21 protein-coding genes are annotated in these 20,234 nt (G+C 68.8%); 10 read left to right on the top strand and 11 right to left on the bottom strand.

Annotated features, from left to right (window positions below):
- Nucleotides 1-54 precede the first annotated feature (54 nt).
- Together F3S47_RS07015 and grxD are read left to right on the top strand one after the other, a co-directional pair.
- Entirely contained in the window at nt 55-291 is a 237-nt protein-coding gene (locus F3S47_RS07015; protein ID WP_150444534.1) for a BolA/IbaG family iron-sulfur metabolism protein, read from the top strand.
- Between the two features lie 58 nt (nt 292-349).
- A complete protein-coding gene (grxD, locus tag F3S47_RS07010) occupies nt 350-715 on the top strand; it encodes a Grx4 family monothiol glutaredoxin (protein ID WP_150444533.1) in 366 nt (121 codons plus the stop codon).
- Nucleotides 716-864: 149 nt separating this feature from the next.
- On the opposite strand, the gene F3S47_RS07005 is transcribed toward grxD, so the two are convergent.
- Together F3S47_RS07005 and F3S47_RS07000 are read right to left on the bottom strand one after the other, a co-directional pair.
- The gene (locus tag F3S47_RS07005; protein WP_150444532.1) at nt 865-1,266 is read right to left on the bottom strand and encodes a cell division protein ZapA; all 402 of its coding nucleotides are present in this window, start codon (nt 1,264-1,266) and stop codon (nt 865-867) included.
- Nucleotides 1,266-1,772: a hypothetical protein gene (locus F3S47_RS07000; protein WP_150444531.1), complete on the bottom strand. Its 507-nt coding sequence runs from the start codon at nt 1,770-1,772 to the stop codon at nt 1,266-1,268. Before F3S47_RS07000 ends, F3S47_RS07005 begins: the two co-directional genes overlap by 1 nt.
- A 188-nt stretch (nt 1,773-1,960) precedes the next feature.
- Between F3S47_RS07000 and tkt the strand changes: the two genes are divergently transcribed.
- Entirely contained in the window at nt 1,961-3,979 is a 2,019-nt protein-coding gene (gene tkt / locus F3S47_RS06995) for a transketolase (protein ID WP_150444530.1), read from the top strand.
- Nucleotides 3,980-4,128: 149 nt separating this feature from the next.
- Here tkt and F3S47_RS06990 read toward each other — a convergent pair whose 3' ends face one another.
- Nucleotides 4,129-4,491 (bottom strand): DoxX family protein, encoded by a 363-nt coding sequence (locus F3S47_RS06990; protein WP_150444529.1) that lies wholly within the window; start codon nt 4,489-4,491, stop codon nt 4,129-4,131.
- 350 nt (nt 4,492-4,841) lie between these two features.
- On the opposite strand from F3S47_RS06990, the gene gap reads away from it, so the two are divergent.
- The gene (gap, locus tag F3S47_RS06980; RefSeq protein ID WP_150444527.1) at nt 4,842-5,843 is read left to right on the top strand and encodes a type I glyceraldehyde-3-phosphate dehydrogenase; all 1,002 of its coding nucleotides are present in this window, start codon (nt 4,842-4,844) and stop codon (nt 5,841-5,843) included.
- Between the two features lie 59 nt (nt 5,844-5,902).
- On the opposite strand, the gene F3S47_RS06975 is transcribed toward gap, so the two are convergent.
- Nucleotides 5,903-7,135, bottom strand: coding sequence for a cytochrome P450 (locus F3S47_RS06975; RefSeq protein WP_150444526.1), 1,233 nt, complete (start codon nt 7,133-7,135; stop codon nt 5,903-5,905).
- Nucleotides 7,136-7,304: 169 nt separating this feature from the next.
- Here F3S47_RS06975 and F3S47_RS19345 point away from each other — a divergent pair, with 169 nt between their 5' ends.
- Nucleotides 7,305-7,469, top strand: coding sequence for a hypothetical protein (locus F3S47_RS19345; RefSeq protein ID WP_191090141.1), 165 nt, complete (start codon nt 7,305-7,307; stop codon nt 7,467-7,469).
- Between the two features lie 12 nt (nt 7,470-7,481).
- Here the strand turns inward: F3S47_RS19345 and F3S47_RS06970 are convergent, their stop codons facing one another.
- The 4 genes from F3S47_RS06970 to F3S47_RS06955 all read right to left on the bottom strand — a co-directional run bounded on the left by F3S47_RS06970 (nt 7,482) and on the right by F3S47_RS06955 (nt 10,277).
- Entirely contained in the window at nt 7,482-8,285 is an 804-nt protein-coding gene (locus F3S47_RS06970; RefSeq protein WP_150444525.1) for an extensin-like domain-containing protein, read from the bottom strand.
- Nucleotides 8,282-9,241 (bottom strand): L,D-transpeptidase family protein, encoded by a 960-nt coding sequence (locus F3S47_RS06965; protein ID WP_150444524.1) that lies wholly within the window; start codon nt 9,239-9,241, stop codon nt 8,282-8,284. Before F3S47_RS06965 ends, F3S47_RS06970 begins: the two co-directional genes overlap by 4 nt.
- A gap of 36 nt (nt 9,242-9,277) precedes the next feature.
- Nucleotides 9,278-9,769: a pantetheine-phosphate adenylyltransferase gene (gene coaD, locus F3S47_RS06960; protein WP_150444523.1), complete on the bottom strand. Its 492-nt coding sequence runs from the start codon at nt 9,767-9,769 to the stop codon at nt 9,278-9,280.
- 73 nt (nt 9,770-9,842) lie between these two features.
- On the bottom strand, nt 9,843-10,277 hold the full coding sequence (locus F3S47_RS06955) for a CBS domain-containing protein (protein WP_150444522.1): 435 nt from the start codon (nt 10,275-10,277) through the stop codon (nt 9,843-9,845).
- A gap of 238 nt (nt 10,278-10,515) precedes the next feature.
- Between F3S47_RS06955 and F3S47_RS06950 the strand changes: the two genes are divergently transcribed.
- Together F3S47_RS06950 and F3S47_RS06945 are read left to right on the top strand one after the other, a co-directional pair.
- Nucleotides 10,516-12,015, top strand: a complete 1,500-nt coding sequence (locus F3S47_RS06950; protein WP_150444521.1) for a CoA-acylating methylmalonate-semialdehyde dehydrogenase — start codon at nt 10,516-10,518, stop codon at nt 12,013-12,015.
- A gap of 46 nt (nt 12,016-12,061) precedes the next feature.
- Nucleotides 12,062-13,189, top strand: a complete 1,128-nt coding sequence (locus tag F3S47_RS06945; protein ID WP_150444520.1) for a carboxylate-amine ligase — start codon at nt 12,062-12,064, stop codon at nt 13,187-13,189.
- Between the two features lie 3 nt (nt 13,190-13,192).
- Here F3S47_RS06945 and F3S47_RS06940 read toward each other — a convergent pair whose 3' ends face one another.
- Nucleotides 13,193-14,155 carry a glycosyltransferase family 2 protein gene (locus F3S47_RS06940; protein ID WP_150444519.1) on the bottom strand — a complete coding sequence of 321 codons (963 nt, stop codon included), beginning with the start codon at nt 14,153-14,155 and terminating at the stop codon, nt 13,193-13,195.
- A 136-nt stretch (nt 14,156-14,291) separates the two neighbouring features.
- Between F3S47_RS06940 and F3S47_RS06935 the strand changes: the two genes are divergently transcribed.
- Nucleotides 14,292-15,119, top strand: coding sequence for a hypothetical protein (locus F3S47_RS06935; protein WP_150444518.1), 828 nt, complete (start codon nt 14,292-14,294; stop codon nt 15,117-15,119).
- 39 nt (nt 15,120-15,158) lie between these two features.
- Here the strand turns inward: F3S47_RS06935 and uvrA are convergent, their stop codons facing one another.
- Together uvrA and F3S47_RS06925 are read right to left on the bottom strand one after the other, a co-directional pair.
- Complete coding sequence (gene uvrA / locus F3S47_RS06930) at nt 15,159-18,026, bottom strand: excinuclease ABC subunit UvrA (protein ID WP_150444517.1); 2,868 nt, start codon at nt 18,024-18,026, stop codon at nt 15,159-15,161.
- A gap of 95 nt (nt 18,027-18,121) precedes the next feature.
- Entirely contained in the window at nt 18,122-19,297 is a 1,176-nt protein-coding gene (locus F3S47_RS06925) for an MFS transporter (RefSeq protein ID WP_150444516.1), read from the bottom strand.
- Between the two features lie 115 nt (nt 19,298-19,412).
- On the opposite strand from F3S47_RS06925, the gene F3S47_RS06920 reads away from it, so the two are divergent.
- On the top strand, nt 19,413-19,772 hold the full coding sequence (locus F3S47_RS06920; protein ID WP_150444515.1) for a DUF6152 family protein: 360 nt from the start codon (nt 19,413-19,415) through the stop codon (nt 19,770-19,772).
- Nucleotides 19,769-20,197, top strand: a complete 429-nt coding sequence (locus F3S47_RS06915; RefSeq protein WP_223877748.1) for a hypothetical protein — start codon at nt 19,769-19,771, stop codon at nt 20,195-20,197. The genes F3S47_RS06920 and F3S47_RS06915 overlap by 4 nt, the downstream gene beginning before the upstream one ends.
- Nucleotides 20,198-20,234 lie beyond the last annotated feature (37 nt).

The raw sequence follows: 20,234 nt of genomic DNA, 5'->3' as shown, positions 1-20,234 counted from the left end.
CGCCCCGGCGCCGCGCCTAGATTCCGCAGACAGACGAACGAGGAGAGGTCGCGCATGGCCATCACCGCCCACGAGATCGAGACGCTGCTCCGCGAGAGCTTTCCCGACGCCCGGATCAACGTCCAGGGTGACGATGGCGCGCATTTCGCGGCGGAGGTCATCGACGAGAGCTTCCGCGGCAAGAACCGGGTGCAGCAGCAGCGCGCGGTCTACTCCGCCCTGAAGGGCAAGATGGACGGCAGCCAGGGCGAGTTGCACGCGCTGGCCCTGACCACTCGCGCGCCCGACTGACCAACCGACCCAGAGACACCCAGGACCGGCCCCGCCGGGACAGAGAACGGAGACAGGCATGACCGCGACCGTCGAAGACCAGATCAAGGACACCGTCACCCAGAACGACGTGGTGCTCTTCATGAAGGGCACCAAGACCATGCCGCAGTGCGGGTTCTCCTCCCGCGTGGCGGGCGTGCTCAACTTCATGGGCGTCGAGTACCAGGACGTGAACGTGCTGGCCGACGAGGGCATCCGCCAGGGGATCAAGGACTATTCCGACTGGCCGACGATCCCGCAGCTCTACGTGAAGGGCGAGTTCGTGGGCGGCTGCGACATCATCACCGAGATGACGCTCTCGGGCGAGCTCGACCAGCTCTTCGAGCAGAACGGCGTCACCTACGACAAGGATGCCGCCGACAAGATCCGCGAAGCCAACGCCTGATCGGGCTGTGACGGCGCTTCGAAGCGCCGTCACGCGGGGCTTGCCCCGCGTGCAAGGGCTTTCGAAAGCCCTTGCTCCCTGACCGCCGGGCGCTCTGACGGGTCGACGTGGTCCGAAGGGCTTTCGAAAGCCCCTCATGACCCCCGGAATTATTTGGACGCAGTGCCCTTTTCCTCGATTTCGTCTGCCAGCGCCTCGGCGCGGGCGGCGAGTTCGGCCAGGGTCTCGGTCACTTCCTGGGGCACCACGGGCACCTCGATCCGCTCGGGCTCGGGCGGGGGCCGGTCCTGCATCTCGTCGAGGCGTGCGCGCATCTCGCCCAGGGCCCTGTCGCCCTCGCGCAGACGCTCTTCCAGTCCGGCGGCCTTGTCGGCCAGCATCAGGCCCGCCATCAGAAGCATCCGGGATTCCGGCAGGCGTCCGACCTGGTCGGAGAGCGCCGAGGCTTCCAGGTCCAGCATTTGGGCGGCATTGCGCAGGTAGGCCTCTTCGCCCTCCTGGCAGGCGACCTCGAAGGAGCGGCCCCCGATGGTGATCTCGACCTGGGGCATCAGGCCTCCTCCCCTTTCAGCGGACGCAGCTCTGCCAGCACGGCCTCGACCTCGGCCGCGTCGGCGCCGCGGAGGGCGCGCAGGGCGTCGAGTTCGGCCAGCATGGCCTTGTTGACCAGGTGGGGCTCCGCCACGTCGCGGGCTGCGGCCTCGCGCAGGGCCTCGGAGCTCTCGACGAGCTCCGCGTTCACCTGGCGCAGCTTCTGCATTTCCTCGTCGAGGGCCGCCAGACGGGCGCGGCCGGAGGAGACCTGGCTCTCCAGACGGGCGATGGTCTGGTCCTGGCGATCCTTGAGCTTGACCACCCGCTCTTCGAGCTGGGCGTTGGCGGCCTGCTCCTCTTCGAGGCGGGCGCGCAGGGCGGTGACCTCGGCCTCGAGTTCGGAGGTGTCGGTCGTAGCCTCGACCTCTGCGGCGGGGGCTGCGGGGCCGAGCCCCTCGACCCCGGCGCGAATGCGGTCGAGCGCCTGGGCGATCCGCCCCTCAAGCGCCGTGACGTCGTCCATCTGCCCGCTCCTGTGTCTGCCCTTGCCCCGGTCTTTTTCGGCGGGGCTGCGCTCGAATCGCGCCCCTTGCGGGAAGGGTATGCGATCCCCCCTGCCCCGGCAAATGCGCGGCCCCGCGCGCTTGAATTCGACCCCTCGGCTGGTAAAGACGCGGGGAACCGTAGTTTCCTTGCCGAAAGGACCGCCCCTTGGATCTCGCTGCCCTGCGCGACGCGCATCCCGACCACTGGAAGATGGCGACCGCCATCCGCACCCTGACGCTCGACGCCGTGATCGCCGCCCAGTCCGGGCACTCCGGCATGCCGATGGGCATGGCCGATATCGCGACGGTCCTGTGGCGCAACCACCTGAAATTCGACCCCAAGGAGCCGCACTGGCCCGACCGGGACCGGTTCATCGTCTCGAACGGCCACGGCTCGATGCTGCTCTACTCGCTGCTGCACCTCACGGGCTACGAGCAGATGACACTCGAGGAGCTGAAGAACTTCCGCCAGTGGGGCTCGCGCACGCCGGGCCATCCCGAGCATGGCCATGCCGAGGGTATCGACACCACCACCGGCCCGCTGGGCCAGGGCTTCGCCAACTCGGTGGGCTTCGCCATCGCCGAGGAGCATCTGCGCGCGCGCTTCGGCAAGAAGCTCGTCGACCACCGCACCTGGGTCTTCGCCGGTGACGGCTGCCTCATGGAAGGCGTCAGCCAGGAGGCGCTGGCGCTCGCCGGCCACCAGAAGCTGGGCAAGCTCACGGTGTTCTTCGACGACAACAAGATCACCATCGACGGCGACCTCAGCCTCGCCGACAGCACCGACCAGATGAAGCGGTTCGAGGCCTCGGGCTGGCACGTCCAGACCATCGACGGCCACGATCCCGAGGCGATCGACGCCGCGATCGAGGCGGCGAAGGCCGACCCGCGCCCCTCGGTCATCGACTGCAAGACGCATATCGCCCTCGGGCATGCCGCGCAGGACACCGGCAAGGGGCACGGGGCGCTGACCGACGAGGACGCCGCGAAGGCCGCCAAGGAGGCCTACGGCTGGTCCTACGGGCCCTTCGAGATCCCCGCCGACATCAAGTCGGACTGGGAGGCGCTCGGCGCCCGCGGTGCCGAGGAGCGCAAGGCCTGGCAGGAGCGGGTCGACGCGATGGCCGCGGGGAAGCGCGCCAAGTTCGACCAGGCGATGCTGGGCACGGTGCCCAAGAAGCTGACCTCGACCATCCGCGCACTGAAGAAGCAGATGAGCGAGACCGCGCCCAAGCTCGCCACCCGCGCCGCCAGCCAGAAGGCGCTGGAAGTCATCAACCCGGTGATGCCCGAGACGCTGGGCGGCTCGGCCGACCTGACCGGCTCGAACAACACCAAGACCGAGGGGCTCGAAGTCTTCTCCCCCGAGAACCGCGGCGGGCGCTACGTGCACTTCGGCATCCGCGAGCACGGCATGGCCGCCGCGATGAACGGCATGGCGCTGCACGGCGGCGTGCGGCCCTACGGCGGCACGTTCCTGGTCTTCTCGGACTACGCCCGCGCCTCCATGCGGCTCTCGGCGCTGATGTCGATGCCGGTGGTCTACGTGATGACCCACGACAGCATCGGCCTCGGCGAGGACGGCCCGACCCACCAGCCGGTCGAGCAGCTCGCCGCGCTGCGCGCCATCCCGAACATGCTGGTCCTGCGCCCCGCCGACCCGGTGGAGGTCGCAGAGGCCTGGGAAATCGCGCTGGAGCGGACCGACGGGCCCACGGTGCTGGCGCTCTCGCGCCAGGGGGTGCCGACAGTGCGCGAGCAGCACAAGAGCAAGAACCTTTCCGCCCAGGGCGCCTACGTGCTGGCCGACGCCGAGGCCAAGCGCCAGGCGATCCTGATGGCCACCGGCTCCGAGGTCGCCATCGCGCTCGAGGCGCGGCGGCAGCTCGAGGCCGAGGGGATCGGTGTGCGCGTGGTCTCCGTGCCCTCCATGGAGCTCTTCGCCCAGCAGGAGGAGAGCTACCGCCGCCGGGTGCTGCCGGGCGGCGCGGTGCGGGTGGCCATCGAGGCCGCCGTGCGCCAGCCCTGGGACCGCTGGCTCAGCGGCGAGCGTGGCCGCGAGGCCAAGGCGGGCTTCATCGGCATGGACCAGTTCGGCGCCTCGGCCCCCCAGGAGGTGCTCTACAAGGCCTTCGGCATCACCGCCGAGGCGACGGTCGCCGAGGTCAAGCGGCTCCTCGGCTGAAGGGATGCGATCCAGCGGTCTGCGCTGACGCGCAGCCATGATCAGCCTGAGGCGCGCCCGCGGGCGCGCCTCAGGCGCATTTGGGGGCTCTGCCCCCGTCGCCGCGGGACGCGGCGCCTCCCCCGCGGTATTTCAGGCTAGATGAAAGGTCAGAGGCGCCAGCGCCCGGGACCCAGGGCCGAGAGCGCGAGGCAGCCGCCGGCGATGGCCCAGTTCTTGACGAAGATGGTCATCTGCCAGGGCTCGTCGGGCTGGAAGTGGAAGAGGCTGGTCACGGCGCAGTAGGCGGCCAGGGCGAGCGCGGTAGCCGGAACGAGGCGGCCGGCAAGGAGCAGGAGGCCGGCGGCGAGGTTGAAGGCGAGCGCGGGCCAGAGAAGCCACGGCGGCCAGCCGCGCAGGGCGAGCAGGTCGCTCGCCGGTCCGGGGTCCGCGACCTTCTGCGCGGCGCCGCCGAGGAAGAGCAGCGCGATGAGCAGCCGGGCCGTGAAGGCGGCGGCGTCTTTCCAGGTCATGGTCCCTCCTGAGGTTCGCGGGTGACACTAGCGCGCGAAGGGGACGGGGCGACGGGACGCGGGCTTGTCGCGGCATGGCGGCAGTGACAGCCTCGCCCGCATGTTACGCTCGGCGACATTCTGGACGGCGTCCCTCCTCCTGATGGCCATCGCCGCGGATCTCTATTTCCGGGAGGGCACGACGCTGATCTTCCTGTCGCGCGAAGGGCTCGACCTGATCCGCTACATCGCCTTCTGGCGATAGTCCCTCCGGGGGCCGATCGGTTGACTACGCCGCCCAATTGCGGAAGGTGGCGCCCGACGGGCCCGGTCGCTGCCGGGCCACCCAGCATCATCGGAGGACGCACGCCATGGCAGTCAAGGTCGCAATCAACGGCTTCGGCCGGATCGGACGGAACGTGCTGCGCTCGATCATCGAGTCGGGGCGCACCGACATCGAGGTCGTCGCGATCAACGATCTCGGCCCGGTCGAGACCAACGCCCACCTGATCCGCTACGACAGCGTCCACGGCCGCTTCCCGGGCGAGGTGAAGACCACCGAGGACACCATCGACGTGGGCCGCGGTCCGATGCGGGTGACCGCCATCAAGAACCCCGCCGACCTGCCCTGGTCGGACGTGGACGTCGTGCTGGAGTGCACCGGCATCTTCACCTCCAAGGAGGCCTGCCAGGCGCACCTCGAGAACGGCTCCAAGCGGGTCCTGATCTCGGCCCCCGGCAAGGACGCCGACGCCACGGTCTGCTACGGCGTGAACCACGAGACGCTGACCTCCGACCACATCGTCGTCTCCAACGCCTCCTGTACCACCAACTGCCTCTCGCCGGTGGCCAAGGTCCTGCACGAGACCGTCGGGATCACCCGGGGCTTCATGACGACGATCCACTCCTACACCGGCGACCAGCCCACGCTGGATACGCTGCACAAGGACCTCTACCGGGCCCGCGCCGCGGCGCTCAGCATGATCCCGACCTCGACCGGCGCGGCCAAGGCCGTGGGCCTCGTCCTGCCCGACCTCAACGGCAAGCTCGACGGCGTGGCGATCCGGGTGCCGACGCCCAACGTCTCGGTCGTCGACCTGACCTTCGAGGCCTCGCGCGAGACCAGCGTCGAGGAGATCAACGACGCAATCCGCAAGGCCGCGGACGGCGAGCTGAAGGGCATCCTCGGCTACACCGACGAGAAGCTGGTCTCGACGGACTTCAACCATGATCCGCATTCCTCGGTCTTCCACACCGACCAGACGAAGGTCATGGAGGGCACCATGTGCCGGATCCTCACCTGGTACGACAACGAGTGGGGCTTCTCGAACCGGATGTCCGACGTCGCCGTCGCCATGGGCAAGCTGATCTGAGACCTTCGCCAGACACGTGATACTCGAACGCCCCGGCGACATCGCCGGGGCGTTATTCGTCAGTGGAGGCGGATGTCGCCGAGCCTCAGGCCACCCTTCGGGAGGGCCGGCAGGCGGGACGTGTCGAGCTCGGGGGGCGGGTCCGGCCCCCGCCAGGCGAGGCGTTCGGTGAATATCTCGAGGAAGGCGATCATCAGCCGCTCGGCGATCCATTCCCCCGCGCAGCGATGGCCTGTGCCGAAATCGCCGCCGCCCTGGGCGACGAAATCGAACGGCCCGGGGTCGCGGCCGTCGAACCGCGAGGGGTCGAAGCGGTCGGCCTCGGCCCAGGCGGAGCGATGACGGTTGGTGCCCTGAACCTCGAGCAGGAGCCGGTCGCCGGCGCGGACCTCGCCACCGAGGGCTCTGGTGTCCCTCCGCGCGACTCCGCCGATGACCGGGAAGAAGGGATAGAGCCGCCGAACCTCCAGCGCGTACCGGCGCCGCTCGGCCTCGTCGGCGGGCCGTCCGCCCTCGACCGTCAGCGCATGCAGCAGGAACAGCCACCAGACGGCGACGGCCACGGTGGGCCGGATGATGTTGAGCAGCTCCACCGCCGCCACCTCTTTGGGCAGTTCCGCGCCCTGGGGGTCGCGCCAGTCCGCGATGACGGCGAGCGCCGTGCCGGGAGGGGCCGTCCGCCGGCCCGAGCGGTGGTCGGACACGAGCCGTGCCGCCCAGCGGTCGCACCGACGGCGGGTCCGGGCCGTGTGCCAGTAGCGCGGCCCGACGGAGGCTGCGCCCGAGAATAGTCGCGTGAGGTCGGCGGAGGTGCGGTCCAGGTCCGAGTCGTCGAGCGGGACGCCGCACCAGTCGAGCGTGGCCCGCGTCAGACTGCGTTCGAGGGCCGGCAGCATCTCGACGCTTTCCTGGCGCTGCCAGTCCTCGGCATCTGTGAGGAGCGAGGCGGTCGCCTTTTCGACCAGCGCGGACATGTTGTCCGGCGTCATGAGCGAGAGCAGCATGGCCTTCCGCGCCCGATGCGGCGCACCGTCGAGTTGCTGCACACCGCCCTTGCCGAAAAGCACGCCCGCCACGCGCGGAGGTACGGCGCCGTCACGGGTCACGAGATCCTCGTCATAGAGCAGCCGGGCGGCCTCTGGCCCGCGCATGCAGACCGTCGGCGCGAGCATCAGGCGGGTCCGCACCGCGTCGCCCCCCGTCTCGTCGCAGTGCTGACTGATGAAGCGGTAAGGATCGCGACGGAACGCGAGGGTGGCATCCGGGAGTCCGGCGGGAGAAATCACGTCCATATTTCAGTGCCCTCACTGCTGTTCCTCCTGGTCAACGCGGGGTCGAGCGGGCGGTTTCGGCCATGCAGTGACGACAAGCCAGTTACCGCAAACAGTCAGTTGTGCTGCACCGCAGCGTGACTAATTCTGGGCCATGGGAGACATAGACCAGCTCGAGAGGATACGAGCCATGACCATGTTCAGCACCGTCCGCACCGCCATCGCCAAGCGTGCGCAATACAACCGGACCGTCCGCGAGCTCCGCTCCGTCCCCGCCGGTCTCGCCGTCGAGGATTTGGGGTTCTTCCCCGGCGACGCGAACCGGATCGCCCGCGACCTCGTCTACGGCCGCTGAGGCCTCAGGGCCTCACTGGCAGATCCGGTAGTTGCCCCGGCGCTCGGCCACGTCAAAGTGGAAGTGGTCGTCATGCGCCGGGTCCGTGCCCGGCCCGAGAACCGTCGTGTAGAAGAGGCATCCCGCCGCGCGGGTCGCCCTTTGCACGGCTTCCAGCAGATCGGCGTCGCCGTTCCGGTTCTGGATCGGCAGGGGATCGGCTCCCTCGAGCTCGATGGCCGAAATGTCGATGGCGTTGCCGAAGGAATGCTCCGAGGGCTGTTCCTGCGGATCGCCGACGCGCCGCCGGCACACGTAGCTCGACGCGTTGGTCAGGCCGGTGACCTCCGGGCTGTCCGGCAGTTCGGCCACCGAGGGCCGAACGTGGTCGCGCGTCCAGCGGGCGAGCGCCAGGGCGGTCTCGCAGCGCATGGTGCCCGCGGGCTCCAGCGTGACGCCCGGCAGGACCTCGGTGAGTTCGATGGGACGGAGGATGCCGCAGTCGCGGTCGTCTTCCTCGGTCACCATCTCGATTTCCTCGAAGCTGGCGCCGATCTCCTCGAGCTCCTCGAGGCAGGCGGCGTGTTCAGGGTAGCTCGAGGCCACGGCCCGGAAGACGGGCTCAGCCTCGGGAACGGCCTCTTCGGCCTCTGTCGGGGTGGCCCCGGGCATGGTCTCCAACTCCCCTTCCTCTTCGCCTTCGGCCTCCGCCGCGGGGGTTTCATCCGTCAAGGAGTCGGGGCGCGCGGGTGGGATCGGCGAGCTGTCCGGCGCGGCCTCGGTCTGAGCCAGGGCAGACGTGGCGAGAAGCGAGAAGATGATCGCAAGTCTGGTCATTGGGTAAACACCACCGGCACGCCGGGCTCGACCATTTCGGCGAGCGCCAGCGCGTCCCAATTGGTCATGCGCACGCAACCATGGCTGCGCGCCTGGAACAGCGAGGATGGATCTGACGTGCCGTGGATGCCGTAGGTCGGCTTCGACAGGTCGATCCAGACGAGACCGACCGGGCCGTTGGGGCCGGGCGGCAGGGTGAGCGGCTCGGTGTTGTCCATCTGGGTGAAGTTCTCGTCAGGCTTGTAGGAATAGGTCGGCTCGGTCGCGATCGCGACAACGTCGTGCGTGCCCGAGGGTGAGGGCAGCTGATCCGAGCCGACGGTGACCGGGTAGTTGGCGACCATGGTCCCTGCGTCGTTGAAGGCCGCGAGCCGGCCCACGTCCTTGCGGACCTCGATCCGGGTCACGTCGTGGGCCTGGCCCGAGCCGGGCGTGGTCACGGTGATCACTTCGCCCGGGGTGAAGCTCGCCTCGGGGTTCAGCGCGACGAGGAAGTCCTGGTCCATGTGGAAGGCCTCGGCGATCTTCTCCTCGACGCTGGTGAAGCCGAGCCAATCCATCTCCGCCAGGTCCGAGTAGTCCTGCGGCAGCGGCTCGGAGAGGTTCTGGGTGTCCTCCTCGGACACCGTGTAGTCGCCGAGCACCGTCGCATGGTTTCCGCCACCGAGCGCGCGCCACACCTCGGCATCCATCGCCCCGTCCTGCGGCAGGCCTTCGCGGGCCTCGAAGGCCCGGATCGCGGAGCGGGACATCGGTCCGCGGTAGCCGTCGACGATGCCGGGCGAGATCCCGGCCCGGTCCAGCAGGACCTGGGCGACGACCGTGATGCCGGACTGCCCTTCCGGCAGCGGCCCGGAGTCATAGGTCGCGGAGGTAATATCCTGGGGCGTGGGCTGCGCTGCGGCGGAGAGCGGCAGGCACAGCAGTGCGGCAAGGCCGGAGGTAAGACGTTTCATGCCCGGAGAACGGCCCCCGGTCGGCGGCGGTTCCGCTCACTCGAACTTGGCGCGAAGGGCCCGGTCCACGGCGGAAGGGACGAACTTGGAGACGTCGCCCCCGAGCCGGGCGATCTCCTTGACGAGCTTGGAGGCGATGGCCTGGTGCTGCGCCTCGGCCATCAGGAAAACGGTCTCGACGCTGTCGTCCAGCTGCCGGTTCATGCCGACCATCTGGTATTCGTACTCGAAGTCCGCGACGGCCCGCAGGCCGCGGATGATCAGGCCTGCGCCGACGTCATGGGCGCAGTCGATCAGAAGGTTCTCGAAGGGATGAGGCACGATCTCGGTGCCCGTCTCGGCGCTGAGCGCACGGCATTCCGTCTCGATCATCGCGACGCGCTCCTCGAGCGAGAAGAGCGGCCCCTTGTCGCGATTGATGGCGACGCCGATCACGAGCCGGTCCACCAGGACGCAGGCCCGACGGATGATGTCGACGTGGCCGTGCGTCACCGGATCGAAGGTGCCGGGATAAAGACCGATGCGCATGGACCGCTCCTGTCGTCACGTGCTGCGGCGCACGCAACGATATTGCGGCCCGGGATGCAAGGGCGGCGGGGCGTCAGTGCCCCATGATCATCCCCTCGAGGGCATCCTTCTCCATCGAGAGCTCCGCGAGCCGCGCCTTGACCACGTCGCCGATGGAGATGAGCCCCACCATGGTCTCGCCCTCCATCACCGGCAGGTGACGGAAGCGGCCCGTGGTCATCATCTCGAGAACCTGGTCGGCGCTGTCCTTCGGCGTGCAGGTCACGAGCTTGGAGGTCATCATTGCATCGACGGCATCGCTCAGGCAGGTGGAGCCGCGCCGCCCCATCTCGCGGACGATGTCGCGCTCGGACAGGATGCCCAGGGGCGCCGTGCCGTCGGACGAGATCACCACCGCGCCGACCTTGTGCTCGGCGAGGAACTTCACGGCCTCCTCCACCGTGGCCTCGGGCGGCATGGTGAGAACCTCTTCCGAGGGCTTGGACTTCAGGATCTTCGAGACGAGCATCGGCACCTCCTCTGCCTGCTGCAATGACCCAGCGTCGGCGGGCGCTGCCACACCTGTCAAGTGAAACGGACCGGAGGAGGCGGCAAGCCGCTTCGAGGCGGCTTGGCCCAATCGGCTTCGAAGCCGACTGGACCGGATCTCGAAACCGCGGGGCAAGGCATTTCGAAATGCCGTTCCCCTGCCCCGCTTCCGTCTCGCGCCGCCCGGCGCTATTGAGGAGGCAATCAAGGAGACCCCCATGCACGACATCAAGCACTGGATCGACGGCGCCTACGCCGCCGGCACCTCGGACCGCCACTCGGAGGTCTTCAACCCCGCGACGGGCGAGGTGCAGGCCCGGGTTCCCCTGGCCACCGCCGCCGAGATCGACGCTGCGGTCGACCGCGCCGCCGAGGCGCAGGTCGGCTGGGCCGCCACCAACCCGCAGCGCCGCGCCCGGGTCATGATGAAGTTCGGCGCCCTGATCCAGCGAGACATGGACAAGCTCGCCGAGGCGATCAGCCGCGAGCACGGCAAGACCCTGCCCGACGCCAAGGGCGACGTTCAGCGCGGGCTCGAGGTCGTCGAGGTCTGCATGGGCGCGCCGCACATGCTCAAGGGCGAGGCCATGACCGACGGCGGGCCCGGAATCGACCTCTACTCCATGCGTCAGCCGCTGGGAGTTGTCGCGGGCATCACGCCCTTCAACTTCCCCGCCATGATCCCGCTATGGAAGATGGCCCCCGCCATCGTCAGCGGCAACGCGATGATCCTGAAGCCCTCGGAGCGGACGCCGACCTGTTCGCTGCTGCTGGCCGAGCTGCTCAAGGAAGCGGGCCTGCCAGACGGCGTGCTGCAGGTCGTGCACGGCGACAAGGAGGCGGTCGACGCCATCCTCGACAACGAGACCGTGCAGGCCGTGGGCTTCGTGGGCTCCACGCCTATCGCGCAGTACATCTACGGCCGCGCCGCGACCAACGGCAAGCGGGCCCAGTGCTTCGGCGGCGCCAAGAACCACATGATCATCATGCCCGACGCCGATCTCGACAAGGCGGCCGACGCCCTCGTCGGCTCTGGCTACGGCGCGGCCGGCGAGCGCTGCATGGCGATTTCCGTCGCCGTGCCCGTGGGCGAGGAGACTGCCGACCGCCTGACGGAGAAGCTCATCCCCCGGATCGAGAAGCTGAAGGTCGGCCCCTACACCGGCGGCGACGACGTTGACTACGGCCCGCTCATCACCGGAGCGGCCAAGGAGCGGGTCGAGGGGCTCATCTCCTCGGGCATCGACCAGGGCGCCGAAGCGCTCGCCGACGGCCGCGGCTTCTCGCTGCAGGGCTACGAGAACGGCTTCTTCCTCGGGCCGACCTTCTTCGACAGGGTCACCCCCGACATGGACATCTACCGCGAGGAGATCTTCGGACCCGTCCTCAGCCAGGTCCGCATGGGCTCCTACGAAGACGCGCTCGATCTGGTGATGAAGAACCAGTACGGCAACGGCACCGCGATCTTCACCCGCGACGGCGACGCGGCGCGCGACTTCGCGGCCCGGGTGAACGTCGGCATGGTGGGGATCAACTTCCCGATTCCCGTCCCGCTCAGCTACTTCACCTTCGGCGGCTGGAAGAAGTCGGCCTTCGGAGATCTCAACCAGTACGGACCGGACGCCTTCCGCTTCTACACCCGGACGAAGACGGTGACCGCACGCTGGTTCTCCGGAATCAAGGACGGCGGCGAGTTCCACTTCAAGGCGATGGACTGACCCGGACGCCTCTGCTTTCCTATTCCGGCGGAAGGCGGAGGCGTTAATGGAGAACCCGGAGTTCAGCCTGGGCATCGAGGAGGAATACCTCCTCGTCGACCGCGACAGCCTCGCCCTGCGCGAGGCGCCCGCCGGGCTGCTCGAGGCCTGCCAGGAAGAGCTGCAGGACCAGGTGAGCCCGGAGTACCTGCAGTGCCAGATCGAGGTCGGCACCCGGGTCTGCGCCACCATCGGCGAGGCCCGGGACGACCTGAAGCGGCTGCGCGAGTGCATCTCGCGCCACGCGGCGGACCACAACCTCTCGCCGATCGCGGCCTCCTGCCACCCGCTCGCGGACTGGAAGCAGCAGCACCACACCGACCGGGCGCGCTACAACCAGCTGCGTGACGACCTCGGCGGCGTGGTGCGGCGAATGCTGATCTGCGGGATGCACGTCCATGTCGGGCTGGGGTCCGACTCGCTCCGGGCCGATTTGCTCAACCAGATGGCCTACTTTCTGCCGCACCTGCTCGCGCTCTCCACCTCGTCGCCCTTCTGGCAGGGCGAGGATACGGGGCTCGCCAGTTACCGGCTCTCGGTCTTCGACAACCTGCCCCGTACCGGGCTGCCGCCGCGGATCGACGCCTGGGAGGAATACGAACGGTCGGTCGGCGCGCTGGTCGACCTGGGCGTGATCGAGGATGCCACCAAGATCTGGTGGGACCTGCGCCCCTCCTTCCGCTTCCCGACGCTGGAGAGCCGGATTTGCGATGTCTCTCCCCGGCTGAACCATGCGATCTCGCTCGCCGCCGCGACCCAGTGCATCGCCCGGATGCTCTGGCGGCTCAGGGCCAACAATCAGCGCTGGCGGCGCTACGAGAACTTCCTGATCTCCGAGAACCGCTGGAGGGCCCAGCGGTACGGCGTCGGTGGCGGTCTGATCGACTTCGGCCGCGGCGAGATCGTGCCGGTCCCCGCGCTGGTCGAGGAACTGATTGCCCTGGTGGGCGAGGACGCGGATGCGCTGGGGTGCGAGGCCGAACTCGAGGGGCTCAGGGAGATCCTTGAGGAGGGCACCTCGTCGGAGCGGCAGCGCGCCGTGCGCGAAGAGGCGGAAGCCTCAGGCAAGGACCGCGACGCGCAGATGCAGGCGGTCGTGCGGCACCTCATCGAGGAATACCACGCCGATCTCTAGGCCTCAGTCCGAGATCACCCGGTCGTAGAGGCGGCTCGATCCACCGAGCGCGGCTCTTAGCCATCCCACGCCGACACCCACCGAGCGGATGCCCCGCAAGCCGGTGTAGCTGCCCGCCACGGGCCAGAGCGCGACGCGAACAGCACCGCCCAGGCCCTTGGTCAGGAAGTGGAAGAGCGCCTTTCCACGGGCGCCCGCACCGGCCTTGCGGTACTTCAGGTGGTACTTCGCCATGGTCTGGTCGCGCGCGCGCCGGAAGCAGTACCCGGCGGAGAGCTTGTCCGCCGGAATCACCTCGCTCACCCGCGCGTCTGGCACCCAGCCGAGGCGGAAACCGGCGCGTTCGGCCCGGATCGAGAAATCGGTGTCGGAGCCCCCGGTCAGCCGCATCCCCTCGTCGAAGCGCAGCCCGTGATGCCGCAGGACATGCGCGGCGCAGAGCCAGTTGTTCGTGGCGAGGTGCAGAGTCGCCTGCCGGCCCTCCGTGCGCTTGGCCTCGCGCTCTCGCGCCATGCGGGTGAAGTAGTCGAAGACCGCCTGCTGATGGCGCGTGAGCGGGCCGGAAGGCGCGCGCTGGTCCACCGGGCCGCCCACGAGGTCGTAGCCCCCTGCCCGCGCGCCCTCCACGAGGCGCGCGATCCAGTCCGGCTCCGGCGTCTCATCGTCGTCGATGAAGGCCAGCCAGTTCGCCCCCGCGCCGAGCGCCGCCTCGACGGCGGCGTTCCGGGCCTGCGGGATGCCGAGACGCGGCTCATGCACGGCCTCCGCAGGCCGGCCGGTCCGGGCGGCGAACGCCTCGACGTCCTCACCGATGGTGAACTCCGGGTCGTTCTGGACGAAGACGAAGCGCAGAACTGCGTCCTCGGGAGGCGAGAGCTCTCCCAGCGACGCCAGCAACTGCCGGAACATGCGCGACCGGCCCCGCGTGGCCGCCGCGACGACAATGGTCTCGGGCTCATCCGTCATGCCTCAGCCCTAGCGCCCTGCGCGGCCCGGTGCACCTGGAAACAGCTCTCCCGCGGCATCGGCAGCCCGCCGCTCGGGCCGGGAACCCGCCCGGGACGGCGCGGTTTGCAACCGGACAAGTGAAGTGAGGATCAGCATGAAACGCTATCTGGCCGTGGCCCTGACCGCGGTGATCGCCCTCTCGCCCGCCCTTGCTGATGCCAAGCCCGGCAACAACGGGAATGGCAACGGAAACGGCAACTCCGCCAGCGCGCGCGGCAACGGGAACGGCCAGGGGAACGGGAACGGAAACCGGGCCTCCAGCCGACCCGAGGCACCGGGGAATTCGGGATCGGCCCGTGGCACTGGAAACGGCAGAGGTAACGGAAACGGAAACCGCGCGGATGCGACCGCGGCGGGCGCCGGCGCCTTCGCCAACCTCGGCGCGGTCTTCGACTGCCCGCCGGGCCTCGCCTTCCGGGACCCGCCCTGCGTGCCGCCGGGACAGGCGGACAAGGGCGTCACCTTCCAGGAATGGACCGGCGTGAGCGACGAAGAGCTCGACCGCCTCTTGGAGGAAGCCGCACTGGCCTTCGAGGAGACCGAGACCGTCGACGAAGAGGTCCAGGAAGACGCGGTCGATGAGCTCCTGCTGACCGAAGCCGAGATCGTCGACCTCTTCGATCTCGAACCCGCCCCTGCCGGCATGCGCTATGCCGTCATCGACGGGCAGCCGGTGACGCTGACCGAGGAAAACTACGCGATGCTTCAGCAAATTCGGCGGCTCGCCTCCGTGCCCGAGATCGCAGAGGACCTCGTGGTCGAACCGACAGTGTCGCTGACCGAGGAAGAGCTGATCGCGATTTATGACCTGCCCGAGAGGGCCGAGGGTCGGCGATACTCGGTCGTCGACGGCTCGGTGGTCGAGCTGTCGCAGGAGGGGTACGACCTGCTCCAGCTTTTGCGGCTCGTTTCCTCGGTCTGAGACAGACGGCGCAGGGCGCGCTCCGGTCGACCGCGCCCCTTACTCCGCCGCCACCCGGCGGCGGGGCTTGAGCATCGGGCCGAGGTACCGGCCGGTATGGCTGCTGGTCACCTCGGCGACCTCCTCGGGCGTGCCGGTCGCGACCAGCGTGCCGCCGCCATCCCCGCCCTCGGGGCCGATGTCGACGATGTGGTCGGCCGTCTTGATGACGTCGAGGTTGTGCTCGATCACCACCACCGTGTTCCCGGCATCGACCAGCTCGTGCAGCACTTCGAGCAGCTTCTTCACGTCCTCGAAATGCAGGCCCGTCGTCGGCTCGTCGAGGATGTAGAGGGTGCGCCCGGTGGATCGCTTCGCCAGCTCCTTCGACAATTTCACCCGCTGCGCCTCGCCACCCGAGAGGGTCGTCGCCTGCTGGCCGACCTTGATATAGCCAAGACCCACGCGCATCAGCGCGTCCATCTTCTCGCGGATCGAGGGCACCGCCTTGAAGAACTCCTGGGCGTCTTCCACCGTCATTTCAAGGACATCGGCGATGCTCTTGCCCTTGAAGCGCACCTCAAGCGTCTCGCGGTTGTAGCGCGCGCCCTGGCAGGTTTCGCAGGTGACGTAGACATCCGGCAGGAAGTGCATCTCGATCTTGATGACCCCGTCCCCCTGGCAGGCCTCGCAGCGCCCACCCTTCACGTTGAAGCTGAAGCGGCCGGGCTTGTAGCCCCGCGCCTTGGCCTCGGGCAGGCCCGCGAACCAGTCGCGGATCGGGGTGAAGGCCCCGGTGTAGGTGGCCGGGTTCGAACGCGGAGTCCGCCCGATGGGCCGCTGGTCGATGTCGATGACCTTGTCCAGGTGCTCCAGCCCCTTGATCGTCTCGCAGGGCGCGGGCACCTGCCGCGCCCCGTTGAGCCGCATGGAGGCGGTCTTGAAGAGCGTCTCGATGGTCAGCGTCGACTTGCCCCCGCCGGAGACGCCGGTCACGCAGACGAACTTGCCCAGCGGGAAATCGACGGTCACGTCCTTGAGGTTATTGCCGTGCGCCTTGACCACGGTAAGAGCCTTGCCGTTGCCCTCGCGCCGCTCGGGGTTCACCGGGATTTCCCGCCGGCCGGCGAGGTAGTCGCCGGTGACGCTCTCGGGGTTCTGCTGGATCTCGTCGGGCGTCCCCTCGGCCACCACGTGGCCACCGTGGACGCCGGCGCCCGGTCCGATGTCGAAGACGTAGTCCGCCTCGCGTATCGCCTCCTCGTCGTGCTCGACGACGATGACCGTGTTGCCCTGGTCGCGCAGGTTCTTGAGCGTGGTCAGCAGCCGGTCGTTGTCGCGCTGGTGCAGGCCGATGGAGGGCTCATCGAGAACGTAGAGCACGCCGGTGAGGCCCGAGCCGATCTGGCTCGCCAGCCGGATCCGCTGGCTCTCGCCGCCCGAGAGCGTGCCGGCGGCCCGGCTCATCGTCAGGTACTCGAGACCGACGTTGTTCAGGAACCCCAGCCGCTCACGGATTTCCTTGAGAATGGCGCGGGCGATCTCGTTCTTCTGCTGGGTGAGGCTTTCCGGGACCGACTCGGTCCAGGCGTAGGCCTCCTTGATCGACATCTGCACGACCTCGCCGATGTGCAGGCCCGCGATCTTCACGGCGAGCGCCTCTTCCCGCAGGCGGTAGCCGTTGCAGGTGCCGCAGGGGCGGTTGTTCTGGTAGCGCTCGAATTCCTCGCGGATCCAGGCGCTGTCGGTCTCCCGGTACCGGCGCTCCATGTTCGGGATCACGCCCTCGAAGGGCCGCGAGACCTGGTAGACCCGCCCCCCCTCGTCGTAGCGGAACTGGATCTCCTCGTCGCCCGAGCCATACAGGAAGACCTGCTGCACGTGGGCCGGCAGGTCCTTCCAGGGCGTCTTGGAATCGAACTCGTAGTGCCGGGCAATGGCTTCGATGGTCTGCAGGAAATACGGCGACTTGCCCTTGCGCCAGGGCGCGATGGCCCCGTTGGCGAGGCTCAGCGCGGCATCCGGCACCATGAGCGCCGGGTCGAAATAGAGCTCGTGACCCAGCCCGTCGCAGGAGGGACAGGCGCCGAAGGGCGCGTTGAACGAGAACAGCCGCGGCTCGATCTCCGGGATCGTGAACCCGGAAACCGGACAGGCGAAGTTCTCGGAGAAGGTGATCCGCTCCGGCTCGCCCTCCCCCTCGTGCGGCGCCGTCTCCAGCACCGAGATCCCGTCGGCCAGGTCGAGCGCCGTGCGCAGGCTGTCCGCCAGCCGGGTCTCGACGCCTTCGCGCACCACGATGCGGTCGACGACGACGTCGATGTCGTGGCGGAATTTCTTGTCGAGCGTCGGCGGATCGTCGAGGTCGTAGAACTCCCCGTCGACCTTCACCCGCTGGAAGCCCTGCTTGCGCAGCTCCAGGAATTCCTTGCGGTACTCGCCCTTCCGGTCGCGCACGATGGGCGCGAGAAGATAGCCGCGCGTGCCCTCCTCGTAGCCCATGATACGGTCGACCATGTCCTGCACCTGCTGCGCCTCGATGGGCAGGCCGGTGGCCGGCGAATAGGGCGTGCCGACCCGCGCGAAGAGCAGGCGCATGTAGTCGTAGATCTCGGTCACCGTGCCGACGGTCGAGCGCGGGTTCTTCGAGGTCGTCTTCTGCTCGATCGAGATCGCGGGGGAGAGGCCGGAGATGTGATCGACGTCCGGCTTCTCCATCATGTCGAGGAACTGCCGGGCATAGGCCGAGAGCGACTCGACATAGCGGCGCTGGCCCTCGGCATAGATCGTGTCGAAGGCAAGCGACGACTTGCCGGAGCCGGAAAGTCCGGTCACGACGACAAGCTTGTCGCGGGGAATGTCGAGGTCGATGTTCTTGAGATTGTGCTCGCGCGCGCCGCGCACCTCGATCGACTTCAGCTCGGGCATGAAACACCTCTTTCGGCAGCAGGCCTCAGATAGGCCATGCGGCCCGAGGCGCAATGAGGTTTATAGAACATTACTAGAACAAACGGGAGAGAAAATCACACCTGCCCCGTCGGTGCCGCCTCCCGCAGCCGCATGAGCATCATATGGGCGGCCGCCCCGCCGAAGAGAACCGCCGCGAGACCGAGCGCGAAGCCGGGGTGGCCGAGGGCCGCGATGACGACAACCATCACCGGCGTCCCGATCGTGTTGCCGATGTTGCCGGTCTGGGCCATCGCGCCGTAGCCCGCCGCACGGTCCTCGGCGTCGGGGTTGAGCTCGGCGACCAGAGCGAAGCTCGCCCCCTGGGTCAGGCCGAGCCCCGAGGCGAGCAGCAGGCAGAAGAGCGGCCCACCCGGTGCGACGAGGAGCCCCAGCGCCGAGACGCCGCCGACGGCGAAGCCGAGGATCACCACCCAGACCGCCGAGACCTGCCGGAGCATAGCCGTGCCCAGCGTGAGGGAGACCGCGATGCTCATCAGCGGCATCGCGCCCACGATGGCCGCGCGCCAGCCGGGAGCGATGAAGGGCGGGATGAGCGTCAGCAGCGAGACGAAGCAGAAGGTGTAGAACAGCCACCCCACCCCCGCTGCGCCGATCCACGGGGAGCGGTAGATCTCGACATGTCGCGCGGCGAGCCCGCGCCAGTCCAGCGGCTCCGTCACCCGGGGTGCCGTACCCTTGGATAGAACCGCCCCGATCAGCAGCGCGCAGGCCGCCATCCAGATCGCATGGGCCACGAAGAGCGCCGGAAGCCCCAGCCGGTCGACAAGCGGCAGCCCCAGAAAGGCCAGGAGCGCGAAGGCCACACCGAAGAAGCTGCCCCAGAGGGTCATGACGAAGCCCGAGTGCCGCGGCGCCGTGATGGCCGAGATCAGCGTGGGCGCCGCCACGACGATGGCGAGATGGGACATCCCCTCGACGATGCGGCTCGCCAGCAGCAGCGGCATCGCGGGCAGCGTCGCCTGGAACAGCGAAAGCGCCGCCCCGGCCCAGAGCGCCCAGAGCAGCGCTCGCCGGTAGCGGAGCCGTCCGACGACGAGGCCCGCCACGACGCCAAGGATGATGCCGATGAAGCCCACCAGCGAGACGGCGAAGCCGAGGCTCGCACCCGCGGCGGGATAGGCCTCCGCCAGCGCGCCGAAGCCGACCGACGCCTTGCCGTACTGCGCCGCCGCCCCGAGCCCCGCGGCCCAGAGCAGAAGCACCGTTCCGAAGGGCGTCCGCGTCTCCATGGCTCGTGCCTAGACCGGCGGAGAGCCGCGCGCCAGTCCCGGCTTCACGGAGCCGTTGGATGACGGAGCCGCCGCGGCTGCTAGAATTGGACGGGCAGAAACGGGAGTATCCGGAATGATCCGCACCCTTGTTGCCGCCACCCTCGCCCTTTTCGTTGCCCTGCCCGCCGCCGCGCATCACGGCTGGCGCTGGACCGACGGGGGCAAGTTCGAACTGACGGGCGTCGTGACCCACGCGGACCTCGGCAATCCGCACGGCGTCCTGACCATCGAGGCCGAGGACGAGCTCTGGGCCGTTCAGGTCGGCCAGCCCTGGCGCAACGACCGCGCGGGCCTGACCGACGGGATGATGGCACCCGGGACCGAGATGACGATCCTCGGCGAGCGCTCCTCCGATCCCGGCGAGCTGCTGATGAAGGCCGAGGCCGTGACCATCGACGGCCAGACCTACGAGCTCTATCCCGAGCGGCTTTGACGGAGATCGCCGCCTGGCTCGAAGCCACGGCAGTCGCCCAGCACCTCAAGGTCTCGCGCTGGACCTATCCGCTGGTCAACGCGGGCCATATCCTCGGGCTGGCCCTGCTCGTCGGGGCCGTGCTGCCCATGGACCTCCGCCTGCTGCGGGGCCGGGACGGCACCGACCTGCGCCGCTACGCGGCAGCGGGGCTCGCGATGGCGGTGGTCTTCGGTTTCCTGCTCTTCGCGACCCAGGCGGGCGACTACCTCGGCAACCGCGCCTTCCTCGTGAAGATGGCCCTGCTCGCGCTGGCTCTCGTGAACATCGCCGCCCATCTGCGGCTCTCCGCGCTCTCCCCTGGCCGGCAGCGCGCAGCGGCGCTCGCCTCGCTCCTCCTTTGGCCCGCAGTCCTGATCGCGGGCCGGATGATTGCCTACGTCTGAACCGCCGGACAGGCGTTTTCCTTTGGCCACAGGGGCT

This window comes from Histidinibacterium aquaticum, from assembly GCF_008710275.1.
GTDB lineage: Bacteria > Pseudomonadota > Alphaproteobacteria > Rhodobacterales > Rhodobacteraceae > Oceanicola > Oceanicola aquaticus.
Note: the sequence above shows the minus strand (reverse complement) of the source record. Positions and strands in the feature narration are given on the sequence as shown.

What these genes read in the sequence shown, in the direction of transcription:
- F3S47_RS06965 (WP_150444524.1), bottom strand. Translation starts at nt 9,241, where the DNA reads ATGAAACGTCTTACCTCCGGCCTTGCCGCACTGCTGTGCCTGCCGCTC.
- gap (WP_150444527.1), top strand. Translation starts at nt 4,842, where the DNA reads ATGGCAGTCAAGGTCGCAATCAACGGCTTCGGCCGGATCGGACGGAAC.
- F3S47_RS06940 (WP_150444519.1), bottom strand. Translation starts at nt 14,155, where the DNA reads ATGACGGATGAGCCCGAGACCATTGTCGTCGCGGCGGCCACGCGGGGC.
- F3S47_RS06920 (WP_150444515.1), top strand. Translation starts at nt 19,413, where the DNA reads ATGATCCGCACCCTTGTTGCCGCCACCCTCGCCCTTTTCGTTGCCCTG.
- F3S47_RS06950 (WP_150444521.1), top strand. Translation starts at nt 10,516, where the DNA reads ATGCACGACATCAAGCACTGGATCGACGGCGCCTACGCCGCCGGCACC.
- F3S47_RS06925 (WP_150444516.1), bottom strand. Translation starts at nt 19,297, where the DNA reads ATGGAGACGCGGACGCCCTTCGGAACGGTGCTTCTGCTCTGGGCCGCG.
- F3S47_RS06970 (WP_150444525.1), bottom strand. Translation starts at nt 8,285, where the DNA reads ATGACCAGACTTGCGATCATCTTCTCGCTTCTCGCCACGTCTGCCCTG.
- F3S47_RS06945 (WP_150444520.1), top strand. Translation starts at nt 12,062, where the DNA reads ATGGAGAACCCGGAGTTCAGCCTGGGCATCGAGGAGGAATACCTCCTC.
- F3S47_RS06935 (WP_150444518.1), top strand. Translation starts at nt 14,292, where the DNA reads ATGAAACGCTATCTGGCCGTGGCCCTGACCGCGGTGATCGCCCTCTCG.
- F3S47_RS06975 (WP_150444526.1), bottom strand. Translation starts at nt 7,135, where the DNA reads ATGGACGTGATTTCTCCCGCCGGACTCCCGGATGCCACCCTCGCGTTC.
- F3S47_RS07000 (WP_150444531.1), bottom strand. Translation starts at nt 1,772, where the DNA reads ATGGACGACGTCACGGCGCTTGAGGGGCGGATCGCCCAGGCGCTCGAC.
- F3S47_RS06990 (WP_150444529.1), bottom strand. Translation starts at nt 4,491, where the DNA reads ATGACCTGGAAAGACGCCGCCGCCTTCACGGCCCGGCTGCTCATCGCG.
- uvrA (WP_150444517.1), bottom strand. Translation starts at nt 18,026, where the DNA reads ATGCCCGAGCTGAAGTCGATCGAGGTGCGCGGCGCGCGCGAGCACAAT.
- F3S47_RS07015 (WP_150444534.1), top strand. Translation starts at nt 55, where the DNA reads ATGGCCATCACCGCCCACGAGATCGAGACGCTGCTCCGCGAGAGCTTT.
- coaD (WP_150444523.1), bottom strand. Translation starts at nt 9,769, where the DNA reads ATGCGCATCGGTCTTTATCCCGGCACCTTCGATCCGGTGACGCACGGC.
- F3S47_RS06955 (WP_150444522.1), bottom strand. Translation starts at nt 10,277, where the DNA reads ATGCTCGTCTCGAAGATCCTGAAGTCCAAGCCCTCGGAAGAGGTTCTC.
- F3S47_RS19345 (WP_191090141.1), top strand. Translation starts at nt 7,305, where the DNA reads ATGACCATGTTCAGCACCGTCCGCACCGCCATCGCCAAGCGTGCGCAA.
- grxD (WP_150444533.1), top strand. Translation starts at nt 350, where the DNA reads ATGACCGCGACCGTCGAAGACCAGATCAAGGACACCGTCACCCAGAAC.
- F3S47_RS07005 (WP_150444532.1), bottom strand. Translation starts at nt 1,266, where the DNA reads ATGCCCCAGGTCGAGATCACCATCGGGGGCCGCTCCTTCGAGGTCGCC.